The organism is Halalkalibacter sp. HAAS-P013 (assembly GCF_056619925.1).
In genome coordinates, this window is record NZ_JBWQTU010000015.1 from 36,919 (window position 1) to 63,244 (window position 26,326).

Below are 26,326 nucleotides of genomic sequence, written 5' to 3' on the forward strand. Positions count from 1 at the left end.
CTCTCCTCTCCATTGAACATCGTTACATTAACACGACTCTCTAGTTATTAATGTTGGTTCAAATTTGTATACTAGTGTTTCCACTTCTTTTTTCTGTATTGATGATAAAATTAAGGTTGCTGCCCGCTTTCCCATCTCAAACGCAGGCTGAGAAATGACTGTTAATGCAGGGCTATAAATACTTGCAAAAGAAACATCGTCAATTCCTATAATCGCTAAATCATTTGGTATATTGATAGAGTTAGCTTTTGTATATTTCAAAATCTCCATCAATACACGGTCATTACCTGCCAAAATTGCTTGTGGTGGAACATGTAACGTGAGCATTTTCTCTAAAATTGATTGAATCTCATTTATTTCTGCACTCTTGATGTAATCTTCATTGATTGATAAATTTTGCTCGCTCATTGAATTCCGAAAACCGTTGATCCTCCCCAACCGAGCGGAAATACTTCTTTTAATAGACGAGGTAATGATTCCAATACGTTCATATCCTTTTTCAGCTAAATGAGAAACAGCTAAGCTTGATGCTTTTTCGTTATCTAACACAATTGCTGGAACGTTCACGTTATCGACAGTTCTATCGATAAACACGATTGGAAATTGATCCTTTACCATTTTTTCATACAACTCAACATTGTCTCCAGTTGGGAAAACAATCAGTCCGTCGACTTGTTTTGCTAATAACATCTCAATATACTTCTTTTCTTTTTCCGGGTTATCATCTGCATTACAAACGATAATGTGAAAATCAGATTCATGACAATAATCTTCAATTGCTCTAATCACTTGCGTGGAAAACGCATGAAGAATATTCGCCACAATCACCCCAATTGTTGACGTAGACTTTTGTTTTAAGCTTCGGGCAACAATATTAGGTTGATACCCAAGCTCTTTAATAGCTAGCTCAATTCTTTCCTTTGTTTTTTCACCCATGTAATCAAATCTCTTATTTAAATATTGAGAGACCGTACTCTTAGATACATTTGCATGTTTTGCAACATCTGTAATCGTTACTGTCTTTGCCATTTATAATATCACCACGTTCCTTCTAAACCGATTTACTAAATCGTTTTACTAAACCGGTTTAGTGAAACTATAAATCAAATGTAAGCATTTTACAATACCTTTTCAAAAAAATATTATAAAAATTAGCTATAACCACTTACTTTTTTCATACCATTTTTTAAAGCCAAGATAAAAGGCTCGACACGAATGCCGAACCTTTATTTCTTATAATAAAACCTAGAAAGCCCTAAACCAATTGTGCCCAACGCAATAAATAAAAGAGCTCTTACAATCATTGAAATGGCTTCAATATCTACAAAGATAACTTTTAACAACGTTAAGAACAATAAAACAATCCCCAAGATGCGAATACTTTTGCTGTCTTTTAGTACACCACAGACAACAACAAATCTCGATGATTAAGCGATTTCTGGTACGCTGATTGAAAGGTAGCAAGCAACTTCCTTAAAACTAACAAGCTACCAATCAAAACAATCCAGGCTACACTTTCATAAGAAGCCACATAAGTAATCAAAAGCTGACTAAACAAAGAACATCAAAAAAGGCGCTAATTCTATCAAGAATTAGCGCCTTTATTTATGGGAAGTTTCTCCTTCACACCTCAACTTTGAAAGAACGCTTTCCTTTTATACCGCTTTATCTACTTTCAAGCTAGAGTCGCCGCTTCCTTTTTTAGCTCTTTGAATCACAATCGCTATTAAAGCTAGACCAATAGCAACTAAATCCATATAGATGTTTGCATTTATCAATGTTAATGATGCAACCAATAATAAGATACGAACACCCCAGTTGGCACTAGCCCCCGCAAACCAACCTTGAACCATGGCAGCTAAGAAGTAAATTCCAAATGATGCTGTAATTACAGCAATAGCAATACTCCCAATTGAACCAATCATCATAATCTCAGGGCTGTAGATGAACATGAATGGAACGATAAATGCAGCAATCCCTAATTTAAACGCAGTTACACCAGTTTTAAATGGATCTGTCCCTGCTACTCCGGCTGCAGCATACGCCGCTAGAGCAACTGGTGGTGTAATCGCTGACATAACAGCATAGTAGAAGACAAACATATGAGCTGATAATGGCTCTAGCCCCATTTGGATCAGACCTGGCGCTACAACCGAAGCCGCAACTGCATACGCCGCTGTTGTCGGCATCCCCATTCCTAAAATAATGGAGATTAACATTGCAAAGAATAAAGCTAGAAGCATGTTGTTATCAGCAATACCTAGCAGCATTGAACTAAAACGTTGGCCTACCCCTGTTAATGCGATAACCCCTACGATAATACCAGCACATGCACAAACTGCAAGTAATTGAATCGTGTTTTTCATACCAAGTTCAAGCGCCTGTAATACTTTTTTCAAGCCCATTCTAGTCGTTGGATGTACCCAGCTGACAACTAAACAAGCAAGAATCGCTACTGTACCAGATCGAATAACAGAAAATCCCATTAATAGCGCGCCAATTAATAAGATAATTGGTATAAACAAATATGCTTGTTTCATAATCCCTTTTAAAGGTGGCAATTCACTCCGCTTTAGTCCTCTCATGTTATTTTTAATAGCTTGAAAATCAACCATAAAATATACAGATAAAAAATAAAGGAGCGCTGGGATCGTGGCAGCAATAATAATCTCTGAATACTTGATTCCTGTAACCTCAGCCATGATAAAGGCACCGGCACCCATAATTGGAATCATAATTTGACCACCAGCAGAAGCAGTTGCTTCCGTCGCTGCTGCAAACTGTCCTTTGTACCCAACACGTCTCATTAACGGAATCGTCAAGGAACCCGTTGCAACAGCATTACCGGCAGACGTTCCGTTCATCATCCCCATCAATCCACTTGAGATAACTGATACTTTCGCTGGTCCGCCTCGCATTCCCCCAGCTAATGAGAACGCAAAGTCGATGAAGTAACGACCAACACCAGACATTTGTAAAAACGCACCGAAGACAATAAAGAGTAAAATATATTTTGATGATACATCTAACGTAACACCGAAGATACCGTTATCTTTAAAAATATAGGTAACAAAACGATCAAAGCTATATCCTCTATGATTTAAAATCCCTGGTAAATACGGACCGATAAAGGCATATAAAGAGAAAACCCCAGCTAAAATCGGGAGCGTCCACCCACTCGTACGGCGAGTTAATTCCAATACGACGATGAAACCTAAAATCGCAACAATTGTATCATGTGTTTGCGGTACCGTACCAAAACGACTTAATACCGCTGTCAAGTTCGTATAGATATAGAACGTCACATACAGGATTGCTGCAATAAGCAACCAATCAAAAATCGAAACCTTATTCGATTTGGTCTTCCAACCTTTAAATAAAATGAAGCCTAATACAGCTCCAAAAGCTAAATGAATACTTCTGAAAATCATTGGGTCAATCGGATGAAAATTTAAAATATATAAATGAAACAATGCTCCAAATACGGCAATTGACATAAACGCATATTTCAACCATCCAGATAATACCCTCATGTTCGAACCATCAACAGCTTCTTCAAGCTCTTTTGCTTTTTCGTCGCTGACAATCGATTGAACTTCTTCTTTTTCTTGTTGATTGTTGTTTTTGTCTTTGCTCAAAGGAATGACCTCCTCTTTTTTAATTCTACCTAGAAAGAACTCCTCAATTCGAGGATGTTTATTAAATGGTATTCAAAAAGGCAGCTTATCTTTTTGAACCTTTTGGAATATCATTTTTGAAGGTGTTCACTCTTCCATTCTAGAAGAGTGAACAATAGCCTATTAGTTTTGATACTCAGCTGGGTAAACAGAATCTGGTAATTTAATACCAATTTCTTCGTAGTACTTAATTGCACCTGGGTGTAATGGTACTGTTTCATTAAGAAGAATTGCTTCTTCAACTGCTTCTTTAGCAGATGAATGTGTTGTAACGAGAAGATCATTATTTTCGTGATAAGCTTTTACTAGATCATAAACGAAGTCGATGTTCATGGTTTTGTGAACAATACCAAAGTTAAATTGAGCAATTGTCTCAATGTCGTCATGGTCAATATTTTCGTATGTTCCTGCTTCAATCGTGTAAGGAGTGAAGAATGGGAATTTTTCAATGATTTGGTCACGTTGCTCTCCATCTACACCAAATAAGTTGATATCACGTAATGCAGCTACCTCTTGTACAGCTGGAATTGGAAGACCAGCGGCAAAACCAATAACATCAAGCTGACCATCTTGTTGTTGACTTGTCATATCGCCAGCACCCGCATAAACAGGTGTAACATCTAATCCAAGTAACTCATGAATTTGTGGCAAGTACGTACCAGAAGTTCCCCCCATCGGACCTACTCCCGTACGGTTAATTCCTTTTTCTGCGATATCATCTAGAGAAGCGACACCACTTGAGTCTAAAGCCCACCAGTGAAAAGGTGTGTAATACATTGGAAATACGACACGAATATCATCATGTGGTTGTCCTTCAAATTCAGCACCTACACCATGGATGGCTTCATATCCTGGACCTGTTGTAATCATCCCGATGTCTTGATCGCCGGCCTCAATTAATCGAATGTTATCAACCGGTCCACCTGTTACCTCTACATTCGCAGTAACACCGAGCTTTGTTTCTAGTAGATTGCCAATCCCTCCACCGTATATATAGTACACGCCACCTTGTGAAGCGGTACCAATGACAACAGTTGAAGGTGCTTCCTGATATTCAACGGCTACGTCACCATCTTCTCCAGCGTCACCGTTATCTGCTGGCGCGCTTGTATCACTGCCACCACAAGCTGAGGCAAACACTAAACCAATCCCTGTAACCGCTGTCAACATTGAACGTCTAAAAAATTTTTTCATATCTTGTTCCCCCTAGCGAATACTATTTTCTAACTATTTAGATTATAAAGCGCTTTCATTATCGTGTCTGGATTTGGTCTTAATATTCTTTTTGGTCTTTTTGATCTCAAATTCCTAACAAAGTTTTGTACTACAGATTTTTATAACCATAAAAAAAACAAAAATCTCACTTAGATTTTTGTTTTAATTGATCCATATTTTATAAACTTCATCCATGATGTTCCCCTATAACAGGAGAATATTTTAGATAAACTGCTCAAATTTTGCTATCCATTGATCCTTCTCAGCTTCGGTTAAATAATGAATAGTCGTTAATCCTGCCGCATCAATGCTAGCTGACTTTTCACAAAAGTCCTATTTTATTTACCAGTCGAATTTATTTAAATTTTCCCAGTTTCCTAATAAACGTTATTGACTTCCTATCATAGTTTTGGCCTGAGCTATAATTTCATGAATCGTCTCCTCAGCCGTTTGTCCATTTTTCATAAGTCGAATCCCTTGTCCTGCCCATAATGATAAGAATTCTCTTTTTCCTTGTAGTTTTGCCGCTTTCCTTATTTCATTTGTAACTTGATTCTGGATCGGATAAGCCAACGGTTGTAGTTGTTGCTTTAGATGAAAATCGATAAATTCATTTTTAATGGCTCGCGCCGGTCTTCCAGAGAAGCACATCGTAACAATTGTACTGTCTTCCGTGCTGTCAAGTAGAGCTTGTTTGTATTCTCTGTCCGCTCCACTTTCGATAACGGTTAAAAAACGAGACCCTAACTGAACTCCCTTTGCCCCTAACATGAGTGAGGCCGCAAGCCCTCTCCCATCCATAATTCCACCTGCAGCAATTACAGGAATTTGAACTTGATCCACTACTTGCGGAACTAAAGCCATTGTCCCAATTAAAGACCCTTGAGAATTAGAAATCGTAAAGGTTCCTCTATGCCCTCCTGCCTCACTCCCCTGAGCAACAATGATATCTACTCCGGCTTTCTCAGCTTCTAGCGCTTCATCAACAGTCGTAATCATCGTCATTACTTTGATTCCATTTGCATGAGCCAACTCTATTTCATCAGGATCAGGGATTCCAAAGGTTGTTGAAATCACCGGGACTTTTTCTTTAACGAGAAAAGAAAATTGCTCTTTATAATAATCGACAGAAGTAACCGGTTCCTCTGGTGCCGCGATGTTCAGTCTCTTGTAAATCGGTTCATACATTTCCTGAATTTTTTTTGTTCTCCTATCGTCTTTTGCCATCTCCACTTTAAATAAATTGACAGCAAAAGGGTTGTTCGTTAATACTCTTACTTTCTCTATCACATCTCTTAGTGCCACTGGCGTCAAATACCCTGCACCTATTGCCCCTAATCCTCCAGCATCAGATACCGCCGCCACCAATTCTGGTGTCGTTACCCCGCCCGCCATTCCAGCTTGAATAATGGGATATTTAATGTTCAACAATGTACAAATTTCAGTCGTAAGATTCATCCTCTGTGCCCCCACATCTACATTTTTTATATAATTTCACTGTAGCTCAAAAACCTGTTGGGTTCACATAGAGGGCACTGAAAAAGTGAAAGGCTACCTTTTTCAGCACTCTCGTTACACAGGTCCTTCTTTTCTATTAACTTTAAGACGTCACACACTTAAACAGATTGCTCCCTATGAGTTTCATAGTATTTCTCCATCATATCTACAGTAACTCTAATATTGAATTCGCTTTCGACCATTGTTATTAATATTCTAAATCCTAACAATACAATTATTCAACAAATCTAACAAAGTTATAGACTATTTACTTTCTTTTCAAGATAACCCGAACGAGTCCTAGACTCTAATTTCATCATTTTTATTCCTATAAATGCTGTAACAGCAAGTACGAAGATACAGCCGATGATAATTCCATTCCAGTGCCAAACCGACCAAAAAGGTTCTAAATAGAAGGGCCCCAAGCTTCCCCCAATATAATAAAAAATTAAATACAAGCCGGCTGCACTTGCCTTTGCTGAACTCGCCCGGCTACTCACCCATGAACTCGCTGAGGAATGTGTAAAAAAAGAAACCAAAACAATTAAGAAAAAGCCCGGAAATAATGGCTGTCATATTCTCTTACAATCGTGAATAATAAACCACTTACCATGATAAAAATTCCTATTTGGATACAAATGGACTTTGACCATCTTTCCGCAAATTTCCCTGAAAGTGGAGAACTGATTGTACCAGCAATATATGTTAGAAACAACAATCCAATAATACTTACTGGAAGCACATACGGCGGACTACTCAAAAGAAAGATTATATAGCTGAAATGTCCAACAAAGATTAAGAATAGCAATCCTCCCCAAAAAGTATTTTAATTTGATTTTTACTTTCAGTTAGTGCTTAAAACCCTTCTGCCACAACCTCATCTAGTGTAATTCGTTTTGTAACTAAGTCCAACGCTTTTATCTGTCCATTTGCAATAAGCTGTATAACTTCTTTTAATTTTTATTAATCTTCACAAATTTTCAGTATAAAACTAGAACTTAGAGAAACAATTTACTTAGTATCTTTAATTTTCCAATTCCTGCACCTTAAGCCCCTTTACATAATTCATTAGGAAACTAATTACATGGGAGGTAAAAAAGTATGAATGAGGAACAACAAAACCAATCCAGCAACTTAGAGGGTAAAAAGGATCAACAGCTTGAGGCTTTCCGTGTCGACCACAAAAACAAGAAACTGACTACGAACCAAGGTGTTCCTGTTAGCGACACAGATGATTCGCTCAAAGCAGGAGACCGAGGACCTACTTTAATGGAAGACTTTCATTTTCGTGAGAAGATGACTCACTTTGACCACGAACGAATTCCAGAACGGGTGGTCCACGCTAGGGGATTTGGCGCTCATGGATATTTTCAAGTGTATGAGCCAATGGCAGAATATACGAAAGCTGAATTTTTACAAGACCCTTCAAAAAAGACACCGGTTTTTGTTCGCTTTTCTACTGTTGTTGGTTCTCGTGGTTCAGCTGATACCGTTCGAGATGTCCGAGGATTTGCTACTAAATTTTACACAGAAGATGGCAACTACGATCTAGTTGCAAATAATATCCCTATTTTTTTCATACAAGATGCCATTAAGTTTCCAGATGTTGTTCATGCCTTAAAGCCAGAGCCTCATAATGAAATCCCTCAAGCTTCCGCTGCTCATGATACATTTTGGGATTTTGTCGTGAATAACACAGAGACGGCACATATGATTATGTGGTTGCTTTCTGATCGAGCAATTCCTCGAAGTTTTCGGATGATGGAAGGCTTTGGTGTGAATACGTTTAGACTCGTTAATGAACAAGGCAAAGCAAGGTTTGTTAAATTTCATTGGAAGCCTTTACTTGGTGTACATTCCCTTGTATGGGACGAAGCTCAAAAACTCGCAGGTAAAGACCCTGACTTCCATCGTCGCGACTTATGGGATGCTATTAATATGGGCGAATACCCTGAATATGAACTTGGTGTACAAATGATCGAAGAAAAAGATGAATTTAATTTTGACTTTGATATTTTAGACCCAACTAAATTTTGGCCTGAAGAAATCGTTCCTGTTCAAAAAATTGGGAAAATGACATTAAATCGTAATCAAGATAATTTCTTTGCTGAAACAGAGCAAGCTGCTTTCCATGCTGGTCATGTCGTACCGGGAATTGATTTTAGTAATGATCCTCTGTTACAGGGGCGACTATTCTCTTATACAGACACTCAGCTCCTGCGTTTAAGTGGTCCAAATTTTCATGAGATCCCTATTAACCGCCCTATCGCACCGGTTAACAATAATCAACGCGATGGATTCCATCGTATGACCATTGACAAAGGTGCTGTTAGTTATTCACCAAATTCGTTAAGAAACAATTCACCACACCCTGCCTCAGACATGGAGCATGGCTACACTCATTATGCCGAGAAGGTTGAAGGCCAAAAAATCAGAAAACGTAATGTAAGTTTCGATGACCACTATAGACAAGCCACTCTCTTTTGGAACAGTATGTCGCCGGCAGAGAAACAACATATTATTAAAGCATTTCACTTTGAAGTAGGAAGCGTGAAAGATAAACAACTCAAACAACGTGTTGTAGAAATGTTCAATAATATCGACGGCCAACTAGCCATTGAGATCGCCAAAGGGATCGGAGCTAATCCACCACAGTCATCTGGTGGAACGGGTGTTACCACTTCTTCTCCTGCTGTTAGTCAAGAAAATACGATTAAAAGTGCTCGAACAAGAAAGGTAGCTATCCTCATTGAGAATGGATTTACTTTTAATGATGTCACACAGGTTATGACAGCCCTATCCGGCGCAGGAATTCATGCAGAAATAATCAGTATGAATTTAGGAATGATCTCAAGTGCTGAAGGCAAACAATTGGAGGCAAACAAGAGCTATGCGAATAGCCACTCCGTTATGTACGACGCTCTTTACATAGCCGGTGGACAGCAGTCTGTTAATAGTTTAATGATGCATAAAGATGCAAAGGACTTTATTAACGATGCCTTCGTACATGCTAAACCAATCGGGGCAACGAATGAAGCTGTAGATTTACTTATGTCTACAGATGTACAACGGATTTCTATTGCTGGTGTTGAAACACAAGGACAAGTATTTTATGACTTAGGAATCGTCACAGTCCGAAACACTACTGACTTAACTGCTTTCAATCTGGAATTTATTAATGCCCTTGCCGCACACCGTCATTGGATGAGACAGAATCAAGATGGAAAAATGAGTGGTTAAATTCATCATACGTTACACTTACTATGGTTGGGAATTTCATTGAAAAAATTTTAAAGATTAAGTATGACTTACAAGATTTTTGAGATGATATGAAGGTAACAAAATTCAACACCTTTAGGAGGGTACTTTCACATGCAACAAAACCAACAACAAACTGTTCAACAGGCTTCGCAAGCAATCCAACAAGCTCAACAGTCAATTCAACAAGCTCAACAAGCAGCTAATCCACAAGCGATTCAACAAGCTCAACAACAATTACAACAAGCGACTCAACAATTGCAACAAGCTCAAAACGGTGCTCAACCAGCTCAACAACAACAATTCCAACAAGTTCAACAAGAGTTACAACAAGCGACTCAACAACTGCAACAAGTTCAACAACAACAAAACCAACAGCAATAATATGAACAAAGCACCATTGGTCACACTCTAACGGGTATCTATGTCCCGTGCCAAACTAAACGTACACTAATCTTCCATAGAGGATTACATAGTGTAGTTTCTTAGAAGCTTAGAGGGAGTATTCCTCTCTCTAAGCTTTTTTAAAAATTAGGTGAGAAATTTCTTTCGAAAAGTTTTTAAAACTTGGATAATTATTCATACCTAAACTATCTTCATTTCATTTCCTTCCTCTTAAAACATGAATAAATATACGAAAAAATACAAAAGATTATATTATTAGATGTTATACATAAGGAGAGACACTAGATGATTGAAAATCACCAAACTAGGTTAACGTCTTCAGAAATAGCTACACTTTGGAGTAGTTTTCAAAACAATAGCATGTCGGTCTGTATTTTTAAGTATTTTATAGAAAATGTTGATGACCCAGAAATTAAATCCATCATTGACTACGCACTTAAGATATCAGAAAAAAACCTTATCCAATCAGAAAAACTTCTTAAAGAAGATAACCACCCGATCCCAGTTGGATTTTCAAATGAGGATGTAAGTCCCTCTGCTCCACGCCTATATTCAGATACGTATTACTTGTACTATCTTAAAAACATGGCAAAAGTTGGGCTGTCGGTTTACGGGGTTGCATTGGCAACAAGCGCTAAAACAAGCGTCCGAGAATTTTTAAGTCAAGCTATACAATCATCTACAGATTTATACAATAAAACAGCAGACCTTTTATTATCAAAGGGGCTTTTCGTTAGACCACCTTATGTTTCAACTCCTGCTGAAGTAGATTTTATTGATAAAAAGAATTATAAAGGTGGTCTATTAAATATAAACCATAGGCCTGTGAACGTAATTGAAATCACCCATGTTTATGCTAATATCGAAACTAACATAACCGGTCAAATTCTCTTAATGGGGCTTGCCCAAGTGGCTAAATCTAAGAAGGTTCGTGAATATTGCTTAAAAGGGATCGATATAGCTCAAAAACATATTAAAGAATTCTCATCCATTTTAACGAAAGACGACATTCAAGTTCCAATGCCATCTGACCTAGAAGTTTCCAACTCGACTTTAGCACCATTCTCAGAGAAAATAATTATGTTTCAATCGGCTTTGTTAATACAATCAAGTACTTCAAACTATGCAACAGCTGCTGCGGCTAGTTTAAGAACAGACATAAGCGCAACGTACGTTCGTTTAGCAGCAGAGGTTGCAACCTACGCTAGTAATGGTGTAAACATCATGATCGAGAACAGCTGGTTAGAGGAACCCCCTCAAACAATGAAACGAGAGCATTAATCAGTCCTATCTTACATTCAAAACATGTAAGATAGGACTGTTTTTCATACTTACATTCACTCCAAAATCCAAAACACAAATTTTTCTTTTCAATAAATTTGTAACTGATCACTTTACGTCTCTCTCTTTATGCTATTGTCATAACCATCTTTTTTAACGTACCAAGATTTTCTTTCTCCTTTCAAGGGTAATTCCCCCAATTTCATTTTTTTATCTTACTTGAGTATAATTTTGCACAAATAACAATTACAAAATTCAGAAGATGCGAACGTTTACAAAGTTTGGTAGTACTACCTATAATGAAGTTAACTAGTTAATGGATTTTGCAAAAAATCTAAAATTGCACATGTGCGAAGGTTGGGTTGTATATGGTTCTTGATGAAAGGTGTACACAGATCATCACAATTCTTTTGAATGCTAACGCATATACGTCCGTTGAAATGATTACAGATCAAATAGGAATTTCAAAGCGTACGTTCTATTATGACATTCAAAAAATAAACAAGTGGCTCGAGGTAAATAAGTTACAACCTGTAAAAAAAGACCACGGCAAGGGCTTCTACTTAGAACAGGAAGGAAAAGAAAAAGCTCCTAAACTAGTAAGTAAACTTAATAAGTTTCAATACTTTTATAGTCCAGAAGAAAGAATCACCTTAATTGCTGTTAAATTGCTAACAAATCAAAAGCCTGTTTTTCTTGAAGATATTATGGAACTTACACAAGTTAGCAGAGCCACATCATCCAACGACTTAAAAATAATCAAAAAGGTTTTCACAGAACAACAGTTGAAATTAGGGTTTCATAGAAACAACGGCTATGAAATTAAGGGGACAGAGCAGAACAAACGGCAACTGTTAGTCACCTATTTGGCAGAACTAGTGACTTCGAAAAAGAACTTGACTTATCTTTTAGAACAAATCAGACTCCCCTTTTCCAAAAATAGCTTCGGAATCGAGGGTATAAACATTCAATTAAACAGCATTAAGCCACTTATCGAGGAGTGTGAAATTGAATTATCCATTGAGCTAACCGATGAAATGGTTCACCTGTTATCGTTAAAATTGTTAGTTATCATACAAAGGTTATTGTACGGGAACCGGATTACAATTGACTCTGCTGAACAGGAAGCACTTCAATCAACTAAGGAATACTCTGCTGCTAAAAACATTGCTCAAAAATTAGAAACCACTTATAACATTCTTGTCCCTGATAGTGAAATCTGTTTTATCACCATGAATTTACTCGGTTCAAAAATAAACTATTTCGGACTTGAATCTAACGAAAGTGTAGAAATGAAAAAATTGAAACATACGGTCAAAGGGATTGTTCAAGATTTTCAAAACTATGCATGCGTTCTGTTTAAAAACAGCTCTCAAGTTGAAGAATCATTATTTAAGCATTTAAAGCCTGCTTACTACCGTATTAAATATAATGTTTGCTTAAAAGAAAAAAACACGGATCATGTAAAACAGGAATTCCCTGAGATTTTCCAATTGACAAAGAAGTCAATCAACCAACTTGAATTATTAGTAGGTTCGAGTATCAACGATTCAGAAATTGCGTACGTTGCTATGCACTTCGGCGGTTGGCTTCAACGGGAAGAGAAAAAACCAATCCAAAGGAAGAAGGCTATTATTGTTTGTGAGAATGGACTCGGTACCTCAAATATATTATGGGGACAAATCGAGAAAATCGTTACGACGGTTGATATCATTGGATGTATTTCACAACGACAATACGAAAATAAAGAATATGAAGTAGATTTGGTTTTTACTACATCTGTTATTAAAGATAAAAGACATCCTGTATTAATTGTCAATCCAATTCTTACGGATAAGGATAAAGAAGCTGTTTTATCTTTCGTAAACAACCAACATGTATCTGAACAGACGGTAACGACCCCTTCCCTTTCTGCCATTATGAATATTGTAAAAAAACATACAACCATTATGAATGAAAAGGAATTAACTCAAGAGTTGTCTTTACTTTTTAACATGAACCATAGATATAACAAAATGGAGGAGAAACCTGTGTTAAATGAATTGCTAACAAAAGAAACCATCCAATATAAATCAGAAGTTAGCGACTGGAAAGAAGCCATAAAGGTAGCTTCAGAGCCACTCCTAACAAATAGATATATATCTGAAGAGTACGTTCAGGCGATGATCGCAAATGTAGAAAATCTAGGCCCTTATGTTGTCATTGCACCAGAAATAGCTCTGCCACATGCAAGACCACAAGATGGAGTGAACAAAATTGGTATGAGCCTACTTCGACTAGAAAAGAGTGTCTATTTTTCAGAAAAAGAGAAACATAGAGCTAAACTAATTGTCGTTTTAGCGGCCGTTGATAACGAAAAACACTTAAGAGCTTTATCACAATTAACGACGATGCTTTCTGATCAAGATGTTCTGCTAAGAGTGATGTCAGCTGAAAGTGTTGAAGAAATACTCACGTATATTAACCAATATTCTACTATTTAACAGGGGGAATGTAAGATGAAAAAAATATTAGTCGTTTGCGGAAATGGACTAGGTAGCAGCTTTATTGTTGAAATGAATGTAAAAGCCATCTTAAAAGAGTTAGGAATAGAAGCTGAAGTATCACACACCGATTTGACTACAAGTAAAACAGAAAGTGCCGATTATTACCTAGGAGCAGCCGATTTAGTTGAAAACTTAGAAGATGGAAATCGAAACGTCATCAAATTAGATAATATTATGGATAAACAGGAGCTTCGTGTAGCGTTAGAAACTAACCTAAAGGAGGTTTAACCTATGATTGATTTAATTATGAATGATATTTTAGGAACACCTGCAATTTTAGTTGGTTTATTCGCGTTATTAGGATTACTTCTTCAACGCTCTCCTATCACAAATGTTGTCTCAGGGACGTTAAAAACCGTAATGGGCTTTGTTATTTTAGGAGCAGGTGCCGGAGTCATTGTTGGATCCCTAGATCAATTTACAAACATGTTTGAGCATGCGTTTGATATTCAAGGGGTTATTCCAAATAACGAAGCAATCGTCGCTTTGGCTCAAGATGCATTTGGTACCGAAACCGCCATGATTATGTTGTTCGGGATGATTGTCAATATTTTACTAGCCAGGTTAACACCTTTTAAGTATATCTTTTTAACTGGACACCATACGATGTTTATGGCTTGTATGATTGCTGTTATATTGATGACAGGCGGAATGGAAGGATTTGCACTTGTCTTTGTAGGATCTGTTATCCTAGGTTCTCTTATGGTTCTAATGCCTGCTTTAGTAGCACCATACACAAGGAAGATCACCGGTTCAAATGATTTTACAGTAGGACACTTTGGATCTGTAGGTTACTTTGTCGCAGGATTTGTTGGAGAAAAAGTCGGTAAGAATTCTCGTTCCACAGAGGAACTAAAAGTTCCAAAATCACTAGGCTTTTTACGCGATACCTCTGTAGCCGTGTCATTAACGATGTTTATTCTTTTCTTTATCGTAGCTCTTTACGCAGGTCAAACATTTATTGAAACGGAACTAAGCGGCGGAGCAAACTTCCTAGTATTTGCTTTCTTGCAAGGGTTAACATTTGCTGCAGGTGTTTATATCATCCTTGCGGGTGTACGTATGCTATTAGCTGAAATTGTCCCTGCGTTTAAAGGTATTGCGGATAGGGTTGTACCAAATGCTATTCCAGCATTGGATTGCCCAGCTGTTTTCCCATTTGCTAACAATGCCGTAATTATTGGTTTCTTCTTTAGTTTTGTTGCAGGGTTAATCAGTATGTTCCTTCTTCCACTATTCGGTTTACGCGTTATTGTTCCTGGACTTGTCCCGCACTTCTTCACAGGAGCAGCCGCCGGGGTATTCGGTAACGCTACAGGAGGAAGAAGGGGCGCGATTCTTGGAGCAATGGCTAATGGATTTTTAATAAGCTTTTTACCAGCTCTATTACTCCCTGTCCTAGGTACACTTGGCTTTGAAGGTACTACTTTCGGCGATTCCGATTTCGGTGTAGTTGGAATCTTACTTGGAGGAGTGGTTGAACTATTTTCTTCACCAGCTGTATTTATTACCGTTATCCTTGGAATTCTAGCTTCAATCTTCGCTTTAGGCTTTATTAAAAATAAAAAGGATCCTTCTAGTGATCAGTCAGCAAATTTATAGGGTTGTTATGGCGTATGGATACTTATCCATACGCCATTTTATTTAGGTATCAGTCAACCATCTGTCATGTATAAGTTAATAAAATACAAAGATAGGCTTTTGTAATATCAACTTATCAAAAGCAATCAGCTCCGTCTCCCTATAGATTGAGGCATATAGGTCACACCTGAAGCAAGGGTTGAATCAACCTTATTAACAATTCATTCAGTTTTAGTGTTTTGAAACGACAACAAACAAAAATAAAGCATCCCTAGCAATACCGAGTACCAGAGACGCAGAACAGTGATTTTAACAATAATAACGACTTAACCCCTAAATAAAATACGTATTTCTCACCACAGTCAACCCACTATATAAAACGACGAGTCCAATAACAAATATCAAATCATATTTACTCCAGCGAACTCTGTGATAGTAGCTTCGTTGCCGATCGCCGTCAAAGCCTTTTGATTCCATGGCTATGGCCACTCTTTCTGCTTTTCGTATTGAACTAGCTAACAAAGGGATGATGTAACGCTTTGTTTCCTTAATCCGCCCCTTGATGCCTCTCTCTTCCCCTAATCCACGAATTCGATGAGCTGCGCGAACCTGTATTAATTCCTGCCTGAACAAAGGAAGAAACCGATATGCAGCCATCATACCATACCCAAAACGAGGCGGTAGCTTCCAATGTTGAACCAAACTCAACATGAATTTTGTCGGTTCCGTTGTCAGTACAAATAATAGAGACCATGACACAAAAACGAATGAACGAAGTCCTAATGACAGTCCGACCAATACATTTTCTAAAGCAACTGGCATACTTCCAATACTAAAAAGAATCGTTTCACCACGCTCATCAGGAAAGACAATACTAATCCAAATAAAACTAAAGGCAAATAAACTAAACGGTAGAAGAACCACCAATAAAAAGCGGAAAGATACGCCTCCCAAAAGTGCGATCGCTATGATCGTCAAAGTAAATAAAACGAATGGAGTCCAAGGATCAAAAATCGATATCATAAAGAAAATCGCGATCAACATGCTAATGAGCTTCATCGTTGGATTTACTCGTTGTAAGAAACAGTCGCTTTTTTGATAATGTTCTAGCATAACAGCCCTTCCTCCTCAAATGCCTTGACCCACCGTTGAAGTGAATAGGAAACCGGCTTTCGAATCGATGATTTCGCAAGTAAGTCTGTTTCTTCAAAGAACGGAGTTACCTCCCCAAGGTATGCAACTTTGCCCTCATGTAAAAGCAAAACCTTATTTGCGTACTTCGCAACCAGTTCCATATCGTGCGTAATCATCATGACCGTTTTTCCATCTTGGTTAAGCTCTGTCAGTAATTGCATTAAAGCTTCTGTGTTCACATGATCTTGACCGAAAGTTGGTTCATCCAAAATAAGAAGCTGCTGATCATCGGTGAGCATTGTCGCCACTGATAGACGGCGCTTTTGTCCCTGGCTTAATGAAAACGGATTAGACACCCGTTGTTCTGTTAAATGAAATTGCTCTAGAAGTTTAGTAACACGCGGCTGCCAATCTTGCTTCTCCCAACCAAGAATCTTTAATCCATATGCCAGCTCTTCTTCCACGGTATCACAAACAAATTGATGCTCAGGATTTTGAAAAACAAATCCAACCTTCCGCATAAGTTCATGTATCTTTAACCCTTGTACCGAAACATCATTAAAATAGATATCCCCTCTATCAGGTTTTAACAGCCCGATTAAAATTTGAGCGAGCGTACTTTTCCCCGTACCGTTTGGACCTAAAACAGCAACAAAATCACCCGATTGAATGGAGAAATCAATGTCTTTTAAAACGTGATGATCTTTATATGAATAAGATACATGCTCGACATGTAAGATTGCTGGACCTAGCGGAGGTAGCTCTTTTGTTTTGATTTCGGTATCCGAAATCCTAAGTTTTCTTTTTTCAAACTCTTCTAACCAATCTTCTTGTGAAAGTGGGAACGTATCCCATTGCATCCCCTTATCTTCTAGGGACTTCGCATAGGCACAAATTTTAGGAACCCAAATGCCTTGTTCCGTTAGTTCATTAAAATGGTTGCTAAAAATGACACGCGGTGCGTCATCAGCAATCACTTCTCCAGTTTTCCCAAGAACGATCACGCGCTCTAAATAAGGTAATACCTGATCAAGTTTGTGCTCAATAAATAACAATGTTTTATTTAATTCAGAGGAAAGCTTAATCATTAATTCAAAGATTTCTTCCGTACTAGCAGGGTCTAAGTTCGCTGTAGGCTCATCTAAAATGAAGACCTCAGGATCCATCGCTATTAAGCAGGCAAGCCCCAGTTTTTGTTTCATCCCACCTGATAATTCTCCTATTTGAGCTTTTTTCCAGTCTGTCAACCCTACTAACTGCAAGCTCCTATCCAATCTCACGTCCATTTCTTCTTTTGAAAGATGGAGATTTTCTAAACCAAAAAGAATTTCATCCTCAACGGTTAACATGCAGAATTGCGTATCCGGATCTTGAAAAAGAATACCGATATGGTGACAAATTTCGCTGAAGCTTAGTTTGATTGGGTCCTTACCGTCAATAGCGACCCTTCCACTCATTTCAGCTTCCATCGATTTCGGAATAATTCCATTGACAGCTAAAGCTAGCGTACTTTTCCCACCGCCACTCGGCCCAAGTATCAGAACTTTTTCCCCTTTTTCAACAGTCACGTTAATGCTTTTTAGCACATCTTTAGTTTGAAAAGGGTAACGTACGGTTAATTCATCAACCTTAAGATACGACATCATGATCTATCCTTTGCCTGCGTTTCTCTTTTCCTAACGCAAAATTATCCAGGACTCCCGTTTTACAGAGCGCATCCGCAATGCTCTTACTTCCCCATCCTGCTAATAGAGCCCCACTAATAAGCATCGTCACAAACATAAGTCCCGTTACAATAGTAGAATATTGACTGTACCCATATAAATAGAAAAGAGTAATAAAGTTCGCAATAACTCCAAACATCCCCGCTAGCATTAACACAGGTAGACGATAGCTTCGATATAAAAAGAGTGCTAAAGCAAGCTCCGCCCCAAGACCTTGAGTAAAGCCAAGAATGAGAACAACACCAGCATTCACCGATCCAACAAGAATTTCTGTAACAGCTGCTATCATTTCTGCACTTAATGCAACACCAGGTTTCCGAATAATGTAAGCACAAACAATCGGAGCCATAATCCAAAACCCTGTAATCAATCCCCTTCCGACTGGCCCGAAAACACCTTCAACAAATTGACCAAAGAATATCCAAACAAGATATAATACTCCAAAAACAACCGAAATCGAAGACATCACAACGATTTCTCTTAAATTTAACCCTTTTGAATTTTTCATCCTAGTTCACCTTTCTTAGGTTGTTCAAAGGGTTCGAGCCCCTTTGAACAACGATCTATGAATCTATACATTCTTACTTTCTTTTTGAACAGGCCACTCTTCTAACTTATACGGCATATCAAAGAACATAAATTCAAGCTGGCAACTTAACACAAAATGTTCTTGCATTTTTCGCTTTTCTTCTTCTGTAGTCTGTTCAGCTAATTCATCAAGCCTTTTTAGGGACATATTCATTCGTGGTTCCTCTTGTGCACCGTAAAAGGTAATCCACTCGAAGAACGGATGATCAGGCTGAGGATTGTATTCCTTCATAATTCGCTCTCCAATATATAAGTAAATCCACGGGCATGGTAGAGAGACAGCAATGATTTCTCCAAGCGTCCCTGATTGAGCAACGTTTAGCATATGGCTAATATAGTGTTGAGCGGTTGGTGCGAGTGGATACCCTTGCAAGTCCTCATACTGTACACCTGCGACTTCGCAGAAATTACGATGTGGATGAATTTCACTATTTAAGATAAATCCAATACTCGCATTAAACATTTCCATGTCTTCACGCTTAGTACATTTGGCCATACCCAACGCTTTCGTTTGGATCATTGCGTTTAAATATTCATAGTCTTGTTTGACATAATGAATCAAGTGTTCCTTATCAACCTTTCCTTCAGCCACTCCTTTAATAAATGGATGGTTATAACATGCTTCAAAAATGTGATTCGTTTCTTGACGTAATTGCTCTGAAAAACTCATAAAAACACCCTCCTATTTTAAAAAAAATCCTACTAGTTCGGACCAAAAAAGGCCGCCCCGAAAATGGAGCGACCTTTCTGAAAAATAAAAGAATAGATTCGTTTCTAATCTTTGAAACTACGACTCGAATCTATGTACATTCGTATTTCTCATAAAATATACTAAGCCTGCTCCACTTTCCTACGCTGGTACTAACCAGATCAGGTTCAAAGGGATGAAGGAAGTCCTTCTCTCAGCCATTACGGCACCCCTAGTGGATTTCTTATTAAGTTGGAACCACTATACCACATATCCCCAGTTTGGGCAAAGTTTTCTTTTACTAACTTTATTCGTTGTGCCCCCCATAGTCTCAACTCACCTCGTTTTATTTGTTGCTCAGAGTCTCCCAACCTTCGCTAAAAAGATCATTATTCTAAACTCAATAAGTGAATAATTCTTACACTGGTTGAAGTTTCTTTTTTCGTATTCACATAAAAAAATAAGCTGTTTCTCATATTCTAAAAAAATACATTAGTAGATAATATAACGACATTACAGAATAATAAGAAAATATAAGTTTAAATTTATTGAACAAACGAAATTGAAAAGTCATAATCCGCATCATAACGGAAGGGCGGAATCTTGATGGGGAATGCAATACGTAAAGTAGATACAGAGTTAGAAATGAAGCCAAAAACATCATCAATAGAAAAAAGACCTTGGTGGCAAGCGTGGGGGCCTAGCGCCATAGTAGCGGCAGCAATAGTTGGACTCGGAACCGTTACAACTGTTTCTGTGACAGGGGCTACTTACGGTTTCCAGGCTGCATGGATTATTGTCCTTGCCTGTTTTATAGCGTACTTTGTACAAAAGCCTGTCATTAAATGGACCATTCAAACCTCGTCCGGGGCAATGGAAGGTGTTCGGAATGAGATTGGAAAAGGATGGGCTATCTTGCTATATATTGCTCTTTTAATAGGGGCTTTAGCCTTTCAGGCAGGAAACTTTTTAGGTGCAGCAATGGTCCTTAATTTCTTTGCTTCAAACGTTCCTTTTGAAACATGGGTTACAATTTTATCCTTTGGGGCATTAGCTATTTCATTAATTGGTGTATATAAATTAATCGAGAATATTAATCGTACAATTATTGTGCTTATGTTATGGCAGCTGCTTTCTTAAGAGCTTTCTCGGCCTCTCTTCCTTTAACTCGCCTTAATCATTAGCATTCTTTCACGACCTTAACCTCTTAACTACCTCATAATTAGCTTTAATCATCACACCAACTCAATCACAAACAAGATTGAATTTCCATCTCAAGCCCTCCCTTTCCCCTTAATTCACAACATATATTTCCTATGCAATAATCGCGGAGTATCAGTACTTTCAGGCCTCAAAAAGCGACATCCAAACACAAATTACCACAAAAACAGACACCGTCTTCTTACTGAAGATAAGTGTCTGTTTTCAATAACTTATATAGTAGATATCTTACTTAATCCCCCAAAAACATTCACCTACTCTTTAAATGCAAAATAAAAATAACAACCATTCAAAACCGTCAATAAAGCTAATCCAATGAAAACATTGCTATACATCATCGCACTCCCCTGTGCAACAGAAAAAGGATTTAGCAAAACTCCACTTTCATAGTCTAAAATCTTCCCAATAATCGCCCCGCCAATGGCCCCAGACATGAAATTAAACAAGTTGTAAATCCCCATCCCCACTCCTATTTCATCTCTAGGAAGAGACGTTGAAATTAACGTCGCAGTCCCCGTCTGAAGGAAAGGAAATGCAATATAACTCATAATAACTACCGCCCCAATAACCCAAGCTGGATTTCCGATAAAGGTCGATAACAAGAAAAAGCCCAAAATCATAAGTCCAAATGCAATATAGACGACTTGCTTTGCTCCCCTCCTGTCAGTTAATACCCCAGCCACTTTTCCAATAAATGCAGCTGCCATTGCAGCAGGAAAAATCGTCAGTCCAATATAGAGCGTATTTAGCCCATTAACCTCACTTAACATTAGAGGAAGCATAAACATCATGCCAAACATCGTCATGATTGCTAAAAAGCCAGAAATAATAGTGGTTCTAAAAGGTCCGTTTCGAAACAAGTCCGGGCGGATAAACGGATTCTCACTACTCAATGTCCTCCCGGCAAATACAACCTACTAAACGAATACGAAAACAATAACGTGTAAAGAGACTTGCACAGAAACATCAAAAAGCTATCAAACACTTTTTGATGTTTGATAGCTTTTAGTAGCTCCTGACCTTATCGTAATCTCTTATGAATACGAACCTATTTTCACTTCATCTGAAATGATCAATGTAGGCTCTGTAGAATTTTGAATATCCTCAATCGTATAACCCTCTGCAACTTCAATTAACTCTAAGCCCTTCTCCGTTACATCAATCACCGCACGATCTGTAATAATTCGATTCACAACCTTTTGCCCAGTTAATGGCAAAGAGCACTTTTTCAAAATCTTCGGTTGGCCCGCTTTATTAACGTGTTCCATAATAACGACGATCTTTTTAGCACCATGAACTAAATCCATGGCACCACCCATTCCTTTAATCATCTTTCCCGGGATCATCCAGTTTGCCAAGTCTCCATTTTCGGCCACTTCCATTCCACCTAAAATAGCTAAATCAATATGGCCTCCTCTTATCATCGCAAATGACTCAGCATTGCTAAAATAACTTGCTCCTGGAATGGCTGTTACGGTTTCTTTGCCGGCATTTATTAAATCTGGGTCCACATTATCCTCTGTTGGGTAAGGTCCAATTCCTAATAATCCATTTTCTGATTGCAAAAAGATGTTTTTGTTCTCAGATATGTAATTAGCAACCATCGTTGGCATCCCAATTCCTAAGTTAACGTAAAAGCCGTCCTGTATCTCTTTTTCTGCTCTTTTCGCAATTTGAATTCTAACATTTTTACTCATCGTTTCTCCTCCAATTTTTTATCCGATTTTTTTTACGCTTGCACCGTTAAACGTTCAATTCGTTTTTCTTGCTTTCCGACAATCAGACCTTGAACGTAGATACTTGGAGTATGAATTTCGTCTGGATCTAATTCACCCACTTCGACAATCTCTTCTACCTCAGCAATCGTTACTTTTCCAGCAGCCGCCATCATTGGGTTAAAGTTTTGTGCTGTTTTTCTATAAACTAAGTTCCCGAGCTTATCTGCTTTCCACGCTCGAACTAAACTAACATCAGCGCTAAAGGCTTCTTCTAATAAATATTCTTTTCCATTAAAAACTCTTGTTTCTCTTCCTTCAGCAATTGGAGTTCCCACGCCAGCCGGAGTATAAAAAGCCGGAATTCCAGCCCCGCCGGCACGAATTTTTTCAGCTAAAGATCCTTGTGGCACAAGTTGAACTTCCAATTCGCCACTGAGTACCTGTCTTTCAAATTCCCTATTTTCACCGACATACGAGGCAATCATTTTTTTAATTTGCTTATTGTTTAAAAGAAGTCCAAGACCCCAATCATCTACCCCGCAGTTATTAGAAATAACCGTTAAGTCTTTTACATTTTTTTCACGAACAGCCTTGATGAGGTTTTCTGGTATTCCAACAAGTCCAAATCCCCCGACCATTAATGTCATGCCGTCTTTAACTTCCGCTACTGCTTCTTCAAAACTAGTATATAATTTTTTCATTTTCCTGCCCCTCTTCCTAATTGGTTTCTTTCAAATAATAGCTACGACGCCTTGATCACTGACGATACATACTCACTACGATCTGAGCCACTTCTCCGTTCTCATTCATGACGAATATCTGGTAACGCTTACAATTAATACTTCATTTATATGCTTTCTCTCGTTCCTCCTTTACCAGAACCTTTTTTGAATTTTCCAATATCCCTTAACCCAAGTTTACAACAACATCTTTTATGAGTAAAATGAATAAAATGAATAAAATTTATTCCGATATTAAATAAATGAGGGATCAACTTGGAACTGAAGGATCTACGGTATTTTATAGAGGTTGTTAATTACGGAAGCTTTACAAAAGCAGCAGCCAATACTTATATCTCACAGCCGACTTTAAGTAAATCGTTAAAAAAATTAGAATCGGAGCTAAAAGTAGAGTTATTTGAACGTTCTACACGAAAATTAAAATTAACGGATGCAGGTAAAATTGTTTATAAACAAGGATTAAAGGTATTAGGAGCTACAAATGAACTCACAACATTATTAGATGATTTAATCAATTTACCGACTGGAAAAATAAAGATAGGAATCCCGCCATTAATAGGGACCCTCTTTTTCCCTGCCATTGCCAAAAGCTTCGGAAAGACGTATCCAGAAGTGATGTTAGAGTTGGTCGAGTTAGGGGCAAAACGGATAGAGCACCTAGTTGAAGAGGGACAAGTGAATGTAGGCATCATCGTTTTACCGATCGATAACAGTAAATTCGATATCCTCCCCCTTATGAAAGAAGAGTTTATGCTTTATACCCATAATAGTCACACCTTAGCCGAAAAAGAAGTGGTTAACATCCAACAACTAGAAGAGGAAAGCTTTATTCTTTTTAACCGGGAATTTGCCTTACATGAACTCATTATTGAACAATGCCAACATGCAGGTTTTCAAGCGAACATCGCTTACGAAAGTTCACAATGGGATTTAATAGCAGAACTTGTAAGTGCCCAATTGGGAATTACCTTGTTACCTAAATCAATTTATACAAAGATGGATCCAAAAACCATTCAAAGCATCCCCTTACAGGATCCTCCCATGTGGGAACTTGGAGTGATTACGAAAAAGGGTCGCTATCAATCTTTTGCGGTTCGAACATTGCTTACGTTTCTATCAGAAGAATTTAATATGTAAATGGAAAAGTGAAAAGGAGTGGATCTCATTATGAGATCCACTCCTTTTCCTTTCATTCTACAATCGGCCTATAATTTTCACTTTTTGAGAAATCGTTTTCAGTTACATTAACTAATTTTTCTTTCTTCTTCAGCAGCATCTGCTTCTAATTTCTTATTTGTTCTATACCAGAACAATGCGACTGCCCCTACAATCACCAAGTTGACAACAAGGAAGACAACCTGAGATGGCGAGTAAGCATTTGGCATAGCATCTGCCACACCAATTGGTGAAAAGAATGCGTATACCCCAAGCATTATTACAACTAGAACTGCTGAGAAAGCCTTCGCATGCTTCCATGGCGTTAAATCAACTTTTTTCGCATCATTTAACACAAATGGCGTTTTACGAGGATCTAATCTTCCAAGAACAAGCATAACGAAAATATCAACGGCTAACAGAATTGATAGAACATATAGGAAGTTCACATCTGCTAAGAAAACTTTCGATAAAGAATACAAGACAATGTGAACAACAATTACTACTTTACCAGCATAAGCAGGAACTCGTTTACTAAAGAAACCAACAAGGATCATAGCAATAATTGGTAAGTTATAGAATCCGTTCATTTCTTGTAGATACGCATATAAACCTGATGGCGCATACATAATGAATGGAGCAACGATAACTGCCGCAAACGCTAACATAAAGGCAAAAATTCGACCTACTTTAACGAGTTCTTTATCTTTTGCATGCGGTTTAAAGATCGGCTTATAAATATCTAAAGAGAACAATGTAATTGCACTATTTAACGTATTGTTAAATGAACTTAAAATGGCCCCAAATAACACAGCAGCTAAAAACCCTGATAACGCAATTGGAAGAACATCAACAACAAGCGTTGGGTAAGCAGCATCATTATTGCTTAAATTATCTCCATATAACAAGAACGCAATAATTCCAGGTAATACTAAGAACGTCATACCAAATACTTTAAATAAACCTGCAAATAATACCCCTTTTTGTCCTTCTGCTAAGTTTTTCGCAGCAAACGTACGTTGGATAATCGATTGATTCATCGCCCAATAGAAAATGTTATTAAATAACATACCTGTAATTAATACTGGCCATGGAACAGATGATGTCATACCACCAATGGAGTTTAACTTTGTTGGGTTCGCATGTAACAATTCATGAACACCCGTAGATAAATTTCCACCTCCAAGAGCAACTAAAGCTAAAATTGGAATAAGCAAACCACCAATAACTAAACCGATTCCGTTAATGGTATCACTCATTGCAGCAGCTCGAAGTCCTCCAAGGATGATGTAACCTAAGCTAATAATCCCAATAGCTGCAGAGATAATGAGTACAAGCATAAATGGACTCAAGGTTGTGTAAGATGTCAATGAGAAAATACTATCTAGTACCAATGCGCCCGAATAAAGAACTACTGGTAAAAACGCAACAGCGTAACTGATTAAGAATAAGATGGACGCGATTTGTCTTGTCCTTAAGTCATAGCGTCTTTCAAGAAAATCCGGGATCGTTGTTAATCCAGCTTTTAAATATTTTGGCAAAAGAATTAATGCCATAATAATTAACGCAAGCGGTGATGTTACTTCCCATGCCATAACAGGCATACCTTCACCAAATGCTTGTCCGTTAAGTCCAACAATTTGTTCGGTTGATAGATTGGTTAAAATTAGTGATGAAGCGATTACAATACCTGTTAAACTTCTTCCACCTAAAAAGTAACCATCCGTTGTCGATAAATCCGTTCCCCTAGTTTTGTACCATGAAAACCACATAACAAAAACTGTATATATTAGGAACGTTGAAACGATTAGCCAAATCATATGTAGTACCTCCTCTTAAGAGAGACATGCTGTTAAAGATGTTCTCTAAATATCATAGTGTTAAAAACTTGATGTTAA

At 37.9% G+C, this 26,326-nt stretch carries 22 protein-coding genes, 1 pseudogene and 1 riboswitch; of the genes and pseudogenes, 8 read left to right on the forward strand and 15 right to left on the reverse strand.

The genetic code is table 11. The features are described from left to right. Positions 1-27: 27 nt before the first annotated feature. The 7 genes and pseudogenes from AC1FXP_RS18850 to AC1FXP_RS18880 form a co-directional block, all read right to left on the reverse strand. Positions 28-1,029 (reverse strand): LacI family DNA-binding transcriptional regulator, encoded by a 1,002-nt coding sequence (locus AC1FXP_RS18850; RefSeq protein WP_480063534.1) that lies wholly within the window; start codon positions 1,027-1,029, stop codon positions 28-30. A gap of 197 nt (positions 1,030-1,226) precedes the next feature. Continuing rightward, positions 1,227-1,403, reverse strand: a pseudogene (locus AC1FXP_RS18855) (DUF2339 domain-containing protein); the annotation flags it as partial. A 252-nt stretch (positions 1,404-1,655) separates the two neighbouring features. After that, complete coding sequence (locus AC1FXP_RS18860) at positions 1,656-3,638, reverse strand: TRAP transporter permease (RefSeq protein ID WP_480063535.1); 1,983 nt, start codon at positions 3,636-3,638, stop codon at positions 1,656-1,658. Between the two features lie 162 nt (positions 3,639-3,800). Beyond that, positions 3,801-4,871 (reverse strand): TAXI family TRAP transporter solute-binding subunit, encoded by a 1,071-nt coding sequence (locus AC1FXP_RS18865; protein WP_480063536.1) that lies wholly within the window; start codon positions 4,869-4,871, stop codon positions 3,801-3,803. Positions 4,872-5,279: 408 nt separating this feature from the next. Continuing rightward, positions 5,280-6,365, reverse strand: a complete 1,086-nt coding sequence (locus tag AC1FXP_RS18870) for an NAD(P)H-dependent flavin oxidoreductase (RefSeq protein ID WP_480063537.1) — start codon at positions 6,363-6,365, stop codon at positions 5,280-5,282. 281 nt (positions 6,366-6,646) lie between these two features. Then, a complete protein-coding gene (locus AC1FXP_RS18875) occupies positions 6,647-6,889 on the reverse strand; it encodes a hypothetical protein (RefSeq protein WP_480063538.1) in 243 nt (80 codons plus the stop codon). A gap of 44 nt (positions 6,890-6,933) precedes the next feature. Further along, positions 6,934-7,197, reverse strand: coding sequence for a hypothetical protein (locus AC1FXP_RS18880; protein ID WP_480063539.1), 264 nt, complete (start codon positions 7,195-7,197; stop codon positions 6,934-6,936). A gap of 293 nt (positions 7,198-7,490) precedes the next feature. Here AC1FXP_RS18880 and AC1FXP_RS18885 point away from each other — a divergent pair, with 293 nt between their 5' ends. From AC1FXP_RS18885 to AC1FXP_RS18910, 6 genes are all read left to right on the forward strand, one after another. Continuing rightward, on the forward strand, positions 7,491-9,629 hold the full coding sequence (locus tag AC1FXP_RS18885; RefSeq protein WP_480063540.1) for a catalase: 2,139 nt from the start codon (positions 7,491-7,493) through the stop codon (positions 9,627-9,629). Positions 9,630-9,761: 132 nt separating this feature from the next. Next, positions 9,762-10,031: a hypothetical protein gene (locus tag AC1FXP_RS18890; protein ID WP_480063541.1), complete on the forward strand. Its 270-nt coding sequence runs from the start codon at positions 9,762-9,764 to the stop codon at positions 10,029-10,031. A 306-nt stretch (positions 10,032-10,337) separates the two neighbouring features. Next, positions 10,338-11,333 (forward strand): DUF3231 family protein, encoded by a 996-nt coding sequence (locus AC1FXP_RS18895; RefSeq protein ID WP_480063542.1) that lies wholly within the window; start codon positions 10,338-10,340, stop codon positions 11,331-11,333. A 368-nt stretch (positions 11,334-11,701) separates the two neighbouring features. Then, positions 11,702-13,816, forward strand: a complete 2,115-nt coding sequence (locus AC1FXP_RS18900; protein ID WP_480063543.1) for a BglG family transcription antiterminator — start codon at positions 11,702-11,704, stop codon at positions 13,814-13,816. Positions 13,817-13,831: 15 nt separating this feature from the next. Further along, positions 13,832-14,107, forward strand: a complete 276-nt coding sequence (locus tag AC1FXP_RS18905; protein ID WP_480063544.1) for a PTS sugar transporter subunit IIB — start codon at positions 13,832-13,834, stop codon at positions 14,105-14,107. Positions 14,108-14,110: 3 nt separating this feature from the next. Further along, the gene (locus AC1FXP_RS18910; protein WP_480063545.1) at positions 14,111-15,481 is read left to right on the forward strand and encodes a PTS ascorbate transporter subunit IIC; all 1,371 of its coding nucleotides are present in this window, start codon (positions 14,111-14,113) and stop codon (positions 15,479-15,481) included. Between the two features lie 312 nt (positions 15,482-15,793). On the opposite strand, the gene AC1FXP_RS18915 is transcribed toward AC1FXP_RS18910, so the two are convergent. The 4 genes from AC1FXP_RS18915 to tenA form a co-directional block, all read right to left on the reverse strand. Continuing rightward, on the reverse strand, positions 15,794-16,573 hold the full coding sequence (locus AC1FXP_RS18915; protein WP_480063546.1) for an energy-coupling factor transporter transmembrane component T family protein: 780 nt from the start codon (positions 16,571-16,573) through the stop codon (positions 15,794-15,796). Further along, the gene (locus AC1FXP_RS18920; protein ID WP_480063547.1) at positions 16,567-18,240 is read right to left on the reverse strand and encodes an ABC transporter ATP-binding protein; all 1,674 of its coding nucleotides are present in this window, start codon (positions 18,238-18,240) and stop codon (positions 16,567-16,569) included. Before AC1FXP_RS18920 ends, AC1FXP_RS18915 begins: the two co-directional genes overlap by 7 nt. Then, complete coding sequence (locus tag AC1FXP_RS18925) at positions 18,224-18,826, reverse strand: ECF transporter S component (RefSeq protein WP_480063548.1); 603 nt, start codon at positions 18,824-18,826, stop codon at positions 18,224-18,226. The genes AC1FXP_RS18920 and AC1FXP_RS18925 overlap by 17 nt, the downstream gene beginning before the upstream one ends. A gap of 63 nt (positions 18,827-18,889) precedes the next feature. Continuing rightward, on the reverse strand, positions 18,890-19,576 hold the full coding sequence (gene tenA, locus AC1FXP_RS18930) for a thiaminase II (RefSeq protein WP_480063549.1): 687 nt from the start codon (positions 19,574-19,576) through the stop codon (positions 18,890-18,892). 160 nt (positions 19,577-19,736) lie between these two features. Beyond that, positions 19,737-19,838, reverse strand: a riboswitch (TPP riboswitch). Between the two features lie 362 nt (positions 19,839-20,200). Here tenA and AC1FXP_RS18935 point away from each other — a divergent pair. Then, a complete protein-coding gene (locus AC1FXP_RS18935) occupies positions 20,201-20,734 on the forward strand; it encodes a divalent metal cation transporter (RefSeq protein ID WP_480063550.1) in 534 nt (177 codons plus the stop codon). 335 nt (positions 20,735-21,069) lie between these two features. On the opposite strand, the gene AC1FXP_RS18940 is transcribed toward AC1FXP_RS18935, so the two are convergent. The 3 genes from AC1FXP_RS18940 to AC1FXP_RS18950 all read right to left on the reverse strand — a co-directional run bounded on the left by AC1FXP_RS18940 (position 21,070) and on the right by AC1FXP_RS18950 (position 23,234). Then, complete coding sequence (locus AC1FXP_RS18940; RefSeq protein WP_480063551.1) at positions 21,070-21,708, reverse strand: MFS transporter; 639 nt, start codon at positions 21,706-21,708, stop codon at positions 21,070-21,072. 141 nt (positions 21,709-21,849) lie between these two features. Next, positions 21,850-22,512, reverse strand: coding sequence for a CoA transferase subunit B (locus tag AC1FXP_RS18945; RefSeq protein ID WP_480063552.1), 663 nt, complete (start codon positions 22,510-22,512; stop codon positions 21,850-21,852). A 32-nt stretch (positions 22,513-22,544) separates the two neighbouring features. Continuing rightward, positions 22,545-23,234 carry a CoA transferase subunit A gene (locus AC1FXP_RS18950; protein WP_480063553.1) on the reverse strand — a complete coding sequence of 230 codons (690 nt, stop codon included), beginning with the start codon at positions 23,232-23,234 and terminating at the stop codon, positions 22,545-22,547. 294 nt (positions 23,235-23,528) lie between these two features. Here AC1FXP_RS18950 and AC1FXP_RS18955 point away from each other — a divergent pair, with 294 nt between their 5' ends. Continuing rightward, a complete protein-coding gene (locus tag AC1FXP_RS18955; RefSeq protein WP_480063554.1) occupies positions 23,529-24,410 on the forward strand; it encodes a LysR family transcriptional regulator in 882 nt (293 codons plus the stop codon). Positions 24,411-24,517: 107 nt separating this feature from the next. Here the strand turns inward: AC1FXP_RS18955 and AC1FXP_RS18960 are convergent, their stop codons facing one another. Beyond that, positions 24,518-26,248, reverse strand: a complete 1,731-nt coding sequence (locus tag AC1FXP_RS18960) for a solute:sodium symporter family transporter (RefSeq protein WP_480063555.1) — start codon at positions 26,246-26,248, stop codon at positions 24,518-24,520. Positions 26,249-26,326: the final 78 nt, after the last annotated feature.